At 62.1% G+C, this 11942-nt stretch carries 13 protein-coding genes; 1 reads left to right on the top strand and 12 read right to left on the bottom strand.

Annotated features, from left to right (window positions below):
• The 11 genes from J7I92_RS19895 to J7I92_RS19945 form a co-directional block, all read right to left on the bottom strand.
• On the bottom strand, nucleotides 1-928 hold a 928-nt coding region (locus J7I92_RS19895; RefSeq protein WP_214843339.1), incomplete at its 3' end, for a Rieske 2Fe-2S domain-containing protein.
• Between the two features lie 3 nt (nucleotides 929-931).
• Nucleotides 932-1150, bottom strand: a complete 219-nt coding sequence (locus J7I92_RS19900; RefSeq protein WP_214843340.1) for a recombinase-like helix-turn-helix domain-containing protein — start codon at nucleotides 1148-1150, stop codon at nucleotides 932-934.
• On the bottom strand, nucleotides 1143-1769 hold the full coding sequence (locus tag J7I92_RS19905) for an alpha/beta hydrolase (RefSeq protein ID WP_214843341.1): 627 nt from the start codon (nucleotides 1767-1769) through the stop codon (nucleotides 1143-1145). Before J7I92_RS19905 ends, J7I92_RS19900 begins: the two co-directional genes overlap by 8 nt.
• Nucleotides 1770-1785: 16 nt before the next feature.
• Nucleotides 1786-3432 carry a thiamine pyrophosphate-binding protein gene (locus J7I92_RS19910; protein WP_251040223.1) on the bottom strand — a complete coding sequence of 549 codons (1647 nt, stop codon included), beginning with the start codon at nucleotides 3430-3432 and terminating at the stop codon, nucleotides 1786-1788.
• A gap of 88 nt (nucleotides 3433-3520) precedes the next feature.
• Nucleotides 3521-4309 (bottom strand): SDR family oxidoreductase, encoded by a 789-nt coding sequence (locus J7I92_RS19915; RefSeq protein ID WP_214843343.1) that lies wholly within the window; start codon nucleotides 4307-4309, stop codon nucleotides 3521-3523.
• Between the two features lie 87 nt (nucleotides 4310-4396).
• A complete protein-coding gene (locus J7I92_RS19920; protein WP_214843344.1) occupies nucleotides 4397-5140 on the bottom strand; it encodes an SDR family oxidoreductase in 744 nt (247 codons plus the stop codon).
• Nucleotides 5137-5952, bottom strand: a complete 816-nt coding sequence (locus J7I92_RS19925; protein ID WP_214843346.1) for an alpha/beta fold hydrolase — start codon at nucleotides 5950-5952, stop codon at nucleotides 5137-5139. The genes J7I92_RS19920 and J7I92_RS19925 overlap by 4 nt, the downstream gene beginning before the upstream one ends.
• Entirely contained in the window at nucleotides 5936-6931 is a 996-nt protein-coding gene (locus J7I92_RS19930; RefSeq protein ID WP_214843348.1) for a VOC family protein, read from the bottom strand. The genes J7I92_RS19925 and J7I92_RS19930 overlap by 17 nt, the downstream gene beginning before the upstream one ends.
• A 26-nt stretch (nucleotides 6932-6957) precedes the next feature.
• A complete protein-coding gene (locus J7I92_RS19935; protein WP_214843350.1) occupies nucleotides 6958-7995 on the bottom strand; it encodes a PDR/VanB family oxidoreductase in 1038 nt (345 codons plus the stop codon).
• A gap of 3 nt (nucleotides 7996-7998) precedes the next feature.
• Entirely contained in the window at nucleotides 7999-8346 is a 348-nt protein-coding gene (locus J7I92_RS19940) for a RidA family protein (RefSeq protein WP_214843351.1), read from the bottom strand.
• A 44-nt stretch (nucleotides 8347-8390) separates the two neighbouring features.
• Nucleotides 8391-9953 carry an aldehyde dehydrogenase gene (locus tag J7I92_RS19945; RefSeq protein ID WP_214843352.1) on the bottom strand — a complete coding sequence of 521 codons (1563 nt, stop codon included), beginning with the start codon at nucleotides 9951-9953 and terminating at the stop codon, nucleotides 8391-8393.
• Between the two features lie 405 nt (nucleotides 9954-10358).
• Here J7I92_RS19945 and J7I92_RS19950 point away from each other — a divergent pair, with 405 nt between their 5' ends.
• Nucleotides 10359-11639, top strand: coding sequence for an MFS transporter (locus tag J7I92_RS19950; protein ID WP_214843353.1), 1281 nt, complete (start codon nucleotides 10359-10361; stop codon nucleotides 11637-11639).
• Here J7I92_RS19950 and J7I92_RS19955 read toward each other — a convergent pair.
• Nucleotides 11620-11942, bottom strand: a 323-nt coding sequence (locus J7I92_RS19955; protein WP_214843354.1) for a hypothetical protein, incomplete at its 5' end; no start/stop codon positions are given. The genes J7I92_RS19950 and J7I92_RS19955 overlap by 20 nt on opposite strands.

The following is an 11942-nucleotide window of genomic DNA, read 5'->3' on the forward strand; positions in this document are numbered from 1 at the left end:
CCCAGTGCTTTTCCTCAAGGGTCGTCTTGTACATAAACCGCCAGACGTCGCGCTCCCAGTCGGAGACGGTGCGGGTGCGCCAGTGGAAAATCGCCGAGTTGTCCGCGTCGATGGGAGTGGCCATGCCGACGATGCCAAAGGTCCCGCCGGGTCCTGCGGACTCGGCATAGGGGATTTCCAGATCGACGTAGTCCATGGCCTCGCGGCAGTATTCGACCCAGTCGAAGTTCACGCCGCGCTGGTCCGTTTTCTCAAAGAAGAAGCCTCGGTCGGTTTCGCGGATTCGGAAGCGGGCGCTGGTGTCTCCACCGAACATGGAGTGTGAGTCGCGGTGGAGGAAGGCACCGTGCATCGGATCCAGTACGTTGTCCATGTAGAAACGCCAAGGCCCCTTCCATTCCGCGAAGTTCGAGAACCACGAGACTTCGGGGTTGGCCAGGCGGTCCGGCAGCTTGAACTCCGTTACCTCGGATTCGGCTGTCAGTGGCATAAACGCGAAGATTGTGTCGGCTGCTTCTGCAACTGCCAGGGAAGTGGTAACGGTTCGGCCCTCCAGGGCACATCCGGGCATGCCGGGAACGGAGACGACCGTGCCGTCTCCATCGACCTGTACACCGTGATACTTGCAGGCAACACGGTCTCCGAGGTGCTGACCGACTGAGAGGGGGGCACTGCGGTGCGGGCAGCGGTCCTCGAGCATCCGGATACGTCCGGTGGCGTCGCGGAACAGCAGCCAGTCCACACCCAGGCGCTTAACCTTGACCATGTCCCCAACGCCGACGAAGCGCGAGGGGTAGATGGGGTACCAGCGGTCCCGCAGCCCCATCGCTGCCAGTTCTTTGGCATCGACTTCGTGGCGGACGCCGACGACGTTTTTTGTCTTGCTCTTCCCGCTGCTCGGACGTGCGGTTTGTGTTGTAGTTGTCACTTCTTATTCTCCCAGTCGTCGCATTTCGGCGCGGAAACGGGTTTCGTCCCACGGGTTGCCATCCGGAGCATTGAGACCAAGGCCGTTCAGGCCTGCAACCACCCCTGGCAAGTCTTTGGTGCCGCCGGCGAAGACCTCGCTCAGTGCCCCGGCGAGCTTCTTCTCATACGGAGTTGCAGGCCTGGTCAAGGCCTGATTCGGTTCTAGGTACTGTTCAGGCATGGAAGTCCTCCTCTGGTTCGGCGAAGGTGGTGTGCAGGCCTTCGGCGATGTTCATGAATGATGTGGCCCACTCGTTGAAAGAGTCAGCCCGTGTTCGGTGTGCGGGGACGGCGGTGTTTTCGATGATGACGAAGACGCCGTTGTCGATTCCTCCGGCGATGCTTTGCGGCTCGGCAATGTCCGTGTCTGCCTGCGGCACGGCGGCGATAACCAGCGATGGTGCCTGGACGAGCTGGAGCGAATGTGCGTAACCCTCAATGGAGGTGTCAACCTCCGGGTCGCCAAGAATCAGGCTCTTGACCAGCTCGGGATAACGGCCGGCGAGCACGATCGTGCCGTAGACGGCACGGCCGGAGGCCACCAGGTGCACCGGGGTGGCCCCGCCGTCCCGGAGCGCCGCCGCAGCACCTGAGACCCACTCTTCAAGCTGGTCTTCCGTGACGGTGGCGCCCAGAAATGCTCCGTCGAAGTTTTCCCAAGTTTGGGCATCGTAGGCAGCGACCTGCCGTGCGTACCACTCCCCGGCTCCGGTGCCGTTGTAAAGGCAGACGACGCGGTGCCGGATTTGCCCTGTGTCCGGTTGTGGACTGTCCAAAGTCAATGGTTCTGTCAGTGCCATTTTTTTCCTCGTCCCTCTAGTGGTTCCGGCTGGGGATATGCACCGGCGGCACAAAGGCTCCCGGCGCCGGGTCCAGAGCTGTGACGTCGATTTCGATGACGGCCGGGCCCCGGACCGCCAACGCTCCTGCCAGGGCCTGATCGAATTGTCCGGAGCCGCGGACCCGCCAGAACGGGAGGTGCAGCGATTGGGCCAACATTTCAAAGTCCGGTGTGTAAAGGTTCACGCCGGCTTCGGCGAAGCCGTTGGCCTTTTGCATGTTCCGAAGGACTCCGTAGCCGCTGTCGTTGAAGACCAGCACGACGCACCAGGCACCCGAACCGCCAAGTGAGGCAAGTTCACCGAGATGAACCGCCAGTCCGCCGTCACCGACGATCACTGCCGTGGGGATCCCGGGACGGGCGCAGGCGGCGCCGATGCCCATCGCAAGTCCCTGACCGATGCCACCACCGAGCGGGAAAATATTCGTTTCCCGCGAGTAGATTTCCAGCAGGCGGTTGCCCCATTGGCTGGAGGGGATAGTTACGTCCCGGGCGATCACTGATTCGCGGTCAAGCCGCCGGCGAAGGCTTTCGCAGATCTCGGCATATCCGCCGATGTATTCGGTAAGGGCGGCGCGGACGCTGCGGCGGGTCGCGCGCACCCGTTCGGTCCAGCCCGCCTCGACACTGGGGGCGGAGAGTTTCCCGACGATCTCTTCGAGCAGGATCCGGGAATCACCCTCCAGCCCGACATCGGCCGGGTAGACCCGGCCGATGGCTGCAGGATCAATATCAAGCTGGATGTGGGGCCTGGGCAAGGTCATGGAGTAGTGCTTGGTTTCGTTGGAACGGAAATGTGTTCCAACACTGAGCAGCAGGTCAGCGTCCGCAATGAGCGCGGCCGCTTCAGGGGTGGTGGCGAAGTTTCCGATCACCTGATCATCATCTTCGGGTACGACGCCTCTGCCTGAATTGCTGGTCAGCAGCCCGGCCCCGAGGCGGTGCAGCAGATCAGCCAGAGCTGAACCGGCACCTGCAGCCCCGCCACCTGCCCAGATGAGGGGCCTTTTGGCCCGCGAGAGCAGTTCAACGGCTTTGGACACGGATTCCTCGTCGATGGAGGCTTCGGGCTGGCCGGGGGAGTCCGCCGGGCGCTGCTCTTCGGGCAGGGCCAGGTACTGCAGGTCGATGGGCCATTCCAAGCTGGCCGGTGTATGCGGGACGGACAACAGGTGCGCGATAGCTTCTTCCAGATCTGCTTCGGCATCTTTGGCGTTGAAGATGGTCCGCGCGTAGCCCGATACCGCGTGAAGCATCTGCAGCTGTCGTGGGACCTCATGGATCACTCCGCGATTGCTTCCGAGGAATTCACTGTCAATTTGGCCGGTGATATGCAGCACGCGGCTGCCTGCGGTCAGTGCCTCCACCATGGACCCGGCAGCATTGCCGGCACCCGTTCCGGTGCTGGTGAGGGCAACTCCAAACTTGCCCGAAGCGCGCGCGTAAGCATCCGCCGCGTTTACTGCCGCGGCTTCATGGCGGACGGCGACGAAGTTCAGTTCCCGGTCCACGGCCTCGATCAGGGGAAGGTTGTGGATGCTGATCACCCCGAAAGCGGTGTCAATACCGTGCCTGCGCATTACCCGGACGAGGATGTCACCGCCGGTAGGGTTTTGGGGCATTTTCGTTCCTTGTTCCATGGACATGTCTTATCTCTTTCGTAGATCAGGGCCGGGCATGCCGTTGAGCGTTAGCCCGATGGCAGGTGCCTTATACATAGCGGCCAACACCGCCGCCGACGTCGATCGTGGCTCCTGTGGTGTAGCCGCTTAGCGGGGATAGAAGGGTAAGAATGTGGAAGGCGACTTCATCGGCTGTGCCGAAGCGCCCCAGCTTTACCCCCCGGTCCTTGGTGATCTCGGCGCTCCACTCCGAGAAGTCCAGCCCGCTGCCTGACTGCTCGAATCGCCGGTGCCACTGGCCGGTGTCGACCAGTCCGAGCAGCACCGAGTTGACCCGGGTACCATCCGCGGCGAGGTCTTCAGACAATGAGTGGCTCAGGTTCAACAACCCGGCACGCGCGGCTGAAGTAGCGGCCAGGCGCAGCTCAGGTTGGCGGGACAGGATCGCATTGACGTTCACCACCGAGCCGTGCGGTGACGCGGCCAGCGCAGCCCGCGCCGACCGGACTATGTTCAACACCCCGAAAATCTTGAGGTCGAATTCTTCGCGGAACTGCTCGTTGGACGTCTCGTCCAACGTAGCCATAAGGGAGCGGCCGGCATTGCACACCAGCCCGTCAACAGCCCCGAAGCTCTCCAAAGTTCCGGCAACGAACGCGTCGGTGGCTTTGCGGTCAGTAACGTCGCAGGTGGCCAGGTAGATGGAGTTCTTATCAGCCCAGGCAAACTGATCGAAAGCCGCCGTGAGGCGCCCGGCATCACGGGCGCAAGCAGCTACCTTGGCGCCTTCTGCGAGCAGGTACCGGGCGGTAGCCAGGCCGACGCCGGAACTCGCTCCTGTCACAACGACGGTGCGGTCCTTCAATTGCAGATCCATCTGGTGGTCTCCTTGATCATCAGCCGGAGCCCGGCGTCTTCGGGTTATTTCGGGAATGGGGGATGTTGTCGGGTGGTGTTGGCTGACTTAGTGCCCCATGACAAAGCCGCCGTCCACGACGATGTTCTGCCCGGTGATGAACGCGGCCGCGTCCGAGAGCAGGAACTGGACGACCCCGGAGATATCCTCGGGCACCTGGTCCCTTTCCAGCACCCTGTTCTCCCCGTAAAGCCGGTAGCGGGAGGCCGGCACGGACTCGGTTGCCTCGACTCTGGTCAGGCCCGGAGAGACAGCATTTACACGGACCCCGGCTGCTCCCGCATCGCGGGCCATGGTTCGGGTCATTGCCAGAACGGCACCTTTGGAACTGACATAGTGGACCAGGCGCGGCGAGCCATACAGCGCGGCGTCGGAAGCGACGTTCACGATGGCGCCTGCCTGCTTTTGTGCCAGCTGTGGATAGAGGTACTTGCTCACCAGCCATGTACCGAAGGCGTTCACAGTCATGACCCGCTGGAAGAAGTCCTCTTCAAGGTCCCAGAAGGTGTCCCCGCCAACGCCGTCAGCAAGAGCTGCATTGTTGACCAGGCCATCTGCCCCGCCCAGTTCGCGGACGGCATCGGCCAAAGCCGCAACGGAGTCCTTGTCTGCAATATCGGTGACGATTGCCGTGGCCTCGAAGCCTCGTTCCCGCAGCGTGCCTGCTGCACGTTCTGCGAGGTCGGCGTTTTTCTCAGCGATGACAATGCGGTCGCCTCCGGCTGCCAGCCGTTCAGCGATACTGAATCCCAGTCCGCGTCCAGAGCCGGTGACTACTATCAACCGTGTCATGAAGGCCTCTTCCAAAACTCCAGAATCGATGACGCCATCTCTGCCGGCTTCTCCTGCACTGCGGCATGACCTGCACGGGGAATGATCTTGAAGGAAGCGTCTGTTATGGATGCAGCGAGGATCCTGGATTCAGCCACGCCGGTGACTACATCGTCTTCGCCGACCAGGACCAGTGACGGTACCTGCAGAGAAGGCAACACATCCGATGTGTCGGTAGCTGCCATCATGGTCGCTGCGGCTGTGTAACCGGGCAGCCGGACCGCGGCCATTTCGGACCTGACCGCCGCGGCCGTCGCAGCATCCGCTGCTGGCGAGAGCAGCCGGGAAGCCCGCCGGTCGGCAAAGGCTTCTGGCCCCAGTTCGGCCAGTTCCGGGACGCGTGCGAGCATCCGGTCCGCCGACTCACCGGTAACGGCCGAACCTCGGGTGCTGTCCGCTAGCACCAGAGAGCGGACAGCACCCGGTGCCTGCGCTGCCGCTCGGGTGGCGATAACTCCTCCCCACGAGGTCCCGATCAGGTGAGCGGGTCCAAGGGCCAGGGAAGCCAGAATCTGTAAGACGAGCCCGGGATGGTCGACCGGACCCAGCGGATCCGGGGACTCCCCGTACCCTGGCGCATCCCAGCAGAACGTGCGGTAGCCGGCATCACTGAGCAGTTGTGCCAGAGCCGCGCAGGATGAGGCGTTTCCCCCGATGCCGTGCATCAGGAACACAGGTGCTCCTTCGCCACGGTCTACCAGCGATACGCCGTGGAGGAAAATACGGCTGCCCAGGCTTCGGGTGGCAGGAGCTACCTCAGTGGGCAGCTGCATGACTTGCCGCATTTGCCGATGGAAGAGCGAAGTAGTCGGCGCTGCCGGGAACGACCAGGGAGCGGTAGCCGTCATCGGGGATTCCGGCCATAGCGGTGCGAACGTTGATGGTGGGCGGCCCGGCGGTTCCCCACTGGTCCGACAGCTCAGGGGTCCGCTTCCACGTACGGCACAGCCAGCTGTCTTCATCAACCTGCGCCACTTCCGAGGTGTACTCACAGACAAGGCCTGCAGGGTCGGTGAAGTAGGAGAAGGTGTTATCCCCGGGACCGTGACGGCCCGGGCCCCACTGCGGGGCAATACCGTGGGTTTTGAGGGAACCGATACCGCGCATGAAGTGGTCGATGCTCTGCATTTCGTACGCCACGTGGTTGACCGCTGTCCACGGGGCCTGGTTGAAGGCGATGACATGGTGCTCTGAATTGCACCGAAGAAATGACATCTGGTGCTCGGACCAGTCCGAGACCCGCATACCCAGGACCTGGGTGTAGAAGGCTGTAGCCCGGTCAATGTTAATGGTGTTCAGCACGACGTGGGCGATCTTGCGCGGGATTGCCCGGCGTCCGGAAGGCTCCTGGCTGACGACGGCATGAACGTCCGCGGACAGCTCTACGAGCCTGCCCTCGGGGTCAACCAGCTGCAGGCCGTAACCGCCGGCAGCGTCCTCCAGTGGGCCGGGTTCACGGAAGAGGGGAATACCCAAAGCGGTGAGCTTAATGGCGGCCTGGTCCACCTCCTGGGGCGTAGCGAGGGCGAAGGCCACGCCGCCAAGGGCGTTTTGTTGGCCCTTTTCCAGCTTCAGAATGTGGTGCTCCGAGCCGGTTCCGCGGAGCCAGAAGCGATCACTGTCCTCCTCGACGGTGGAAAGGCCCCAGACCTCGTGGTAGAAATCCTTGGCACGCGCCGTTTCCGGCACTTTCAGGGACACCGACCGAAGAGATCGCAACTTACAGACAGGCTCTGCTGCAAAGAAATTCATGGGGCTACCTTCTTACTTTTCGAGGGTTAGAGATCAAGAATCAGTTCGGCCGAACGGCAACGCGAGACGCACACGAACATGCTCTTGTTCGCCGCCTGCTCAGCCTGGCTGAGGAGAAAATCACGGTGCTCCACGTCGCCGCTGATGACACGGGTTTCGCAGGTACCGCAGATCCCCTCCGCACAGGAGCTGGGAACGTCAACACCGGCGCTGTTGAGCGCATCAAGCACAGATACATCAGGCGCCACGGGGATGCGTTTGCCCGTGCTGTTGCACACCACGTCAAACGCTGATTTGCTCTGCTCCGCGACGACAACCTTTTCCGGTGCCTTAAACCGCTCGATCCGAAGCTGCGCTTCGTCCTGCATGGCACCGGCGACAGCCTTCAGCAGCGGTTCCGGACCGCAGGCGTAAACCAGCGCATCCGGGCTCAGTGTTCCGACAGCGGCCGCCAGGTCGGGGTAGCTGCCATTGGCCTCGTCGTCGGCGTGGATGGTAATCCGGTCCTGGGGCAGGGCCGCGATCTCCGGCAGAAAGGCCATAGTGGCCCGGGAGCGGCCGGTGTAGAGCAGCGACCAGTCCGCCCCTGCCGCCTGAAGTTGCCGCGCCATGGAAATGATCGGGGTGACGCCGATCCCGCCTGCGATCAGTACGTAACGTCCAGCATCTTCCAGCACGAAGTTATTGCGCGGGCCTTCAACCTTAAGGAGCGATCCCACCGGCAAACCCTCATGAACCAGTTGGCTGCCGCCCCGTGAATCAGGCGTCCGCAGAACAGCTACTGTCCAACTGGTCGAGTCCAGCGGATCCGAGCACAGCGAGTACTCGCGTATGAGCCCGTTGGGCAGATGAAGGCTCAAGTGGGAACCGGGCTGCCACTGGGGCAGCTTCGCCCCCAACGGGTCAGCGAAGGTAAGGCTGGTCACCCCATCCGCTTCCCAGGTTTTCTGCTGGACTCTCAGGGTCCGTGCGGTGGGCTCCCCGGCTACTGCGCGTTCAGTGGCGGGAACCGGCTGGGCTGATTCTTCCGGTCCCCGTGTGTTCAAAAAAATAGCGGTAGTCATGGTTCACTCCTGGCCCCGGTGGGCAATGGCTTCAATTTCCACCGTGGCACCGTACGGCAGCGCAGAAACTTCAACGAACGTCCGGGCCGGCCGGGGAGCACTGAAGAGTTGCTCATAGTGGCTGTTTGCTTCTTCGCGCAAGGTCAGGTCCGTGACGAAGTAGGTGGTCTTGACGATGTCCTGCATAGACATGCCGATGGTCGCCAACCGTTCCGAGAGCCTGGTTGCAGCGGCCTCAATGGCCTCAATTCGGCCGCTAACGGGGATGTAGTTTTCGTCAACGGACAACGCCCCGGACACGAAGCCGAAACCCCCGGCCTGGTATGCCGGACTGTAGGGGTGAGCACTCACTGACTTGCCTTTCATGGGGGATGGATTGGAATATGCTGCTGATTTCATGCGCCGGCCCAGGGCAAGGGGGCGCCGGAAAGATCGACGTATATGCTCTTTTGGCGCATGTAGGAGCGGATACCGTCCCTGCCTTTTTCGGTGCCCAGCCCGCTTTCTTTGATCCCGCTAAAGGGGGTAGCGATGCTGAACTGCTTGTACGTGTTGATCCAGACGGTGCCCGCCGCAACGGCCCGCGCAATGCGCCAGGCCCGCCGGTAGTCCGCCGTCCAGATGCCGCAAGCCAGACCAAACACACTGTCGTTGGCCTGGGCCAACAGGTCAGTTTCATCATCAAAGGGAAGAACCACCGCCACGGGACCGAAGATCTCCTCCTGGCAGATCAGGTCCGAGTTGGCCACACCGGCAATGATGGTGGGCAGGTAGTAGGCGCCCTGCTGCAGTTCCGGCTCCACCGGCCGTGCGCCGCCGCACAGGATCTGTGCTCCGGCTGCCCGGGCATCCTCAACCATCTTTTCAACGGAATCCCTGTGGGCATGGGCAACAAGAGGTGCCACCTGCGTGCCCGGGTCGGTTCCTGGACCCACCCGCAGGGCTTTGGCTCCTTCGACTAAGCGTGCCAGCACGGTGTCATAGATGGCCCGCTGGATGAATATCCGGGAACCGGCGATGCAGCTTTGGCCGCTGGAGGAAAAGATTCCATAAAGCACCCCGGCAACTGCTTGATCCAGATCTGCGTCCGAAAAAATGATGGTTGGCGATTTTCCGCCCAGTTCCAGCGTGATCGGCATGATTTTATCGGCCGCGATGCGACCCAGCTGCCGCCCGGTCGAAGTGCCGCCGGTGAAGGAAACCTTGCCGACATCCCTGTGCCGTGCTAACGCGTCCCCGACGGTCCGTCCCGGGCCCGGAAGCACCGAAAGCAGGCCCGAAGGCAATCCAGCCTCGTCACAGATCCTTGCCAGCAGCAGCGACACCCAGGGTGCCCAGACCGGCGGTTTGATAATGACGGCGTTGCCCGCAGCAAGTGCCGGAGCAACCTTTTGCGCGTCACTGGCGATCGGGGAGTTCCACGGTGTAATGGCAGCCACCACACCGATGTGCTCATAGGTGGAGATGCTCAGGTAGTCACCCCGCGGCGGGGTTAGCGCATCCTCCATGGTCTCAAGGGCCGATGCGGTGAAACGGAACGTGGCCGCAGCGCTCATGGCCAACGCCCGCGTTTCCTTGAGCGTTTTACCGGTGTCCTGGGTTTGAAGAACAGCGATCCGGTCAGCATTGGCTTCAATAGCCGAACCGATCCTGTGCAAAACAGCAGCGCGTTCGTGCGGTAGCTTACGTGCCCAGCCGGACTCTTCAACGGCCGCCAGGCCGGCCGCGACCGCGATATCAACATCGTCAACGGTGGCACCATGGAGCGTCGCGAAGACCTCAGAAGTTGCGGGATTGACGGACTCAATCAGTGCCCCCGCCCCCCGGCCCCAGACCCCGCCGACATTAATTTCGTCCAGCGTGTCCACGCCCGGTTCGAAGCCGCGGAAGGGGATAAATCCTTCGGAGTCCGTCCCGGCCGGCCGTTCCACGATGCCCGCGCTGCGCTGCGTTGTCATCCTCGGGGTCCACCAATCTTCATAGTCACTCAGGCTGCCATCGACGTTGTTCGCGGCTTACCCCGCAGTCGCCGAAGCGACCGGAATGTGAACTAGGTCATGCCAAAGATATAACAGCACTAAGATACTTTGTGTCAAGGTAGTGGGGTCTTGACCTTTAAGCGCTAAGGAGATAGAACTAACGCAGTGCCATGATCTTCACCACACTTGAGCACCTCGCCAGCCCGTGTATATGGGCGGGCTGACGGCGAGAGCACGTGGTCGTGCGTGAACGGAGAACCGCCATGACGTAGCCTGCGGCGCCTGTTCCTCGTCCATGGCCTTGACTCGCGAGCCGCCGACGGCGGTGGCATGCCCCCCGCTTCGAGACTGTATTCGAAGCCCTCACAACCTTAAGGATGTCCGATGGACACGATGAGCGAACCCAAAAAGCAGGAAGAGACCAAACCGAATTGGTGGGTACTTTGTCTCGCATGTGCGGCCATAGTGCTCGATGGATACGACACGGTCGCGCTGGGCGTGTCCATACCGGCGATTGCCAAGGATTGGGGTGTTGCACCGTCGCACTTCACTCCTGCGCTTGCGCTGACCAGCGCCGGAGTGGCTCTGGGGTATCTCGCGGTAGGGCGCCTCGTGGCCAAAATGGGCACCAGAAACGTCATTTTTTCGGCGGTCGTGGTGTTCACCCTGGGTTCGTTGCTGACAGCGTGGTCGGATTCGATTCTGCAGCTGACGATTCTACGTTTCGTGACCGGCCTGGGACTGGGTGCCGTGCTGCCCGCCGCTGTCTCCCATGCGACCGCAGTCAATCCCGCTCGTTTGCGTCAATCGATCGCGGTGGTCGTGATGACGGGCATCTCGCTCGGGGCTCTCCTCGCAGGGCTGGCCGGGAGCGGTATCGTGGGCGCATTCGGGTGGGAATGGGTGTTCATCACCGGAGCTATCGCTTCTGCTGTACTTCTGCCGTTCCTGTGGTTCGGACTCTCCGCCAGCCACGTATCGAGCACACCCATCGAGGCGGCCGAGGCCAAGCACCATGCGTCGGTGGCGCGCCTGTTCGATCCTTCCGTACGAAGCAGAACGCTTCTCCTGTGGGCTTTTTCGTTCCTCATCTTCGCCGTGTTCTACGTGTTCTCGTCGTGGTTGCCAACTCTGCTCACCAGCTACGGCTTCAGCACCGGTCTAGCACCCCTGGGGTCGGCGGCCCTGGGCATAGGAAGCATCATCGGCGCCGGCGTACTAATCCTCGCATCGCGTCGATTCCGGATGACGTCCGTCCTGGCTGGAACCTCGGCAGTAGCGATCGTGTTCCTTGTCATCTCTGCATTCCTCGGCCCGGACAAAGCGCTGCTGCTGATGGTCTTCGGTGGCGTCGGCCTCGGACTTCAGGCCGGCATGATCGGCCAGGCCGCGGTGGCAGTGACGCTGTACCCCCAAGCAACGGTGACCGCCGGCGTCGGCTGGGCAGCTTCAATGGGCCGACTCGGATCGGTTGTCGGCCCGATCTTCGGCGGCGTCCTTATCGGACTCGGCGTGGATACCAGCATCATCGTTCTCTCAGTATGCGTGCCCGTGATCATCGCTCTGGTATTGGTGCTGATTCTAGGACGGATCACAGCAGCCAATGCGTCGGTTGCGACGTCATTACACCCGGCGAAATCGCCGCTCACCGCGCCTCGGACCTAGCGTAGACCCTGTCCTGCACTGCCCCTTCGACACGGAACTGCAGGGGCAGTGCAGGACTATATATACACAGGTTGAATCCTAAAACTCCTGCCCTCAGTGGAATGCTCCCCAGACGCTCGAAGGCAAAGAAGAAGAAAGTCCTGGCGCGCGGCTCGCTCACAGAATCATGGCGATGTTCAACACCGTCGCGCGGGAGATCATCGAGAAGCACCCCTCCCGCGCCACTCGACGATTCGATTGGCGGCACCCCGCCAGCCAGCACATCGAGGATCTGGGGTAAGTAGAGCTGACGACGTGCCATTG

It is taken from the genome of Arthrobacter sp. ISL-72 (genome assembly GCF_018613755.1).
Lineage (GTDB): Bacteria > Actinomycetota > Actinomycetes > Actinomycetales > Micrococcaceae > Arthrobacter.

What these genes read in the sequence shown, in the direction of transcription:
- J7I92_RS19925 (WP_214843346.1), bottom strand. Translation starts at nt 5,952, where the DNA reads ATGCAGCTGCCCACTGAGGTAGCTCCTGCCACCCGAAGCCTGGGCAGC.
- J7I92_RS19910 (WP_251040223.1), bottom strand. Translation starts at nt 3,432, where the DNA reads ATGCCCCAAAACCCTACCGGCGGTGACATCCTCGTCCGGGTAATGCGC.
- J7I92_RS19945 (WP_214843352.1), bottom strand. Translation starts at nt 9,953, where the DNA reads ATGACAACGCAGCGCAGCGCGGGCATCGTGGAACGGCCGGCCGGGACG.
- J7I92_RS19905 (WP_214843341.1), bottom strand. Translation starts at nt 1,769, where the DNA reads ATGGCACTGACAGAACCATTGACTTTGGACAGTCCACAACCGGACACA.
- J7I92_RS19935 (WP_214843350.1), bottom strand. Translation starts at nt 7,995, where the DNA reads ATGACTACCGCTATTTTTTTGAACACACGGGGACCGGAAGAATCAGCC.
- J7I92_RS19900 (WP_214843340.1), bottom strand. Translation starts at nt 1,150, where the DNA reads ATGCCTGAACAGTACCTAGAACCGAATCAGGCCTTGACCAGGCCTGCA.
- J7I92_RS19950 (WP_214843353.1), top strand. Translation starts at nt 10,359, where the DNA reads ATGGACACGATGAGCGAACCCAAAAAGCAGGAAGAGACCAAACCGAAT.
- J7I92_RS19930 (WP_214843348.1), bottom strand. Translation starts at nt 6,931, where the DNA reads ATGAATTTCTTTGCAGCAGAGCCTGTCTGTAAGTTGCGATCTCTTCGG.
- J7I92_RS19920 (WP_214843344.1), bottom strand. Translation starts at nt 5,140, where the DNA reads ATGACACGGTTGATAGTAGTCACCGGCTCTGGACGCGGACTGGGATTC.
- J7I92_RS19915 (WP_214843343.1), bottom strand. Translation starts at nt 4,309, where the DNA reads ATGGATCTGCAATTGAAGGACCGCACCGTCGTTGTGACAGGAGCGAGT.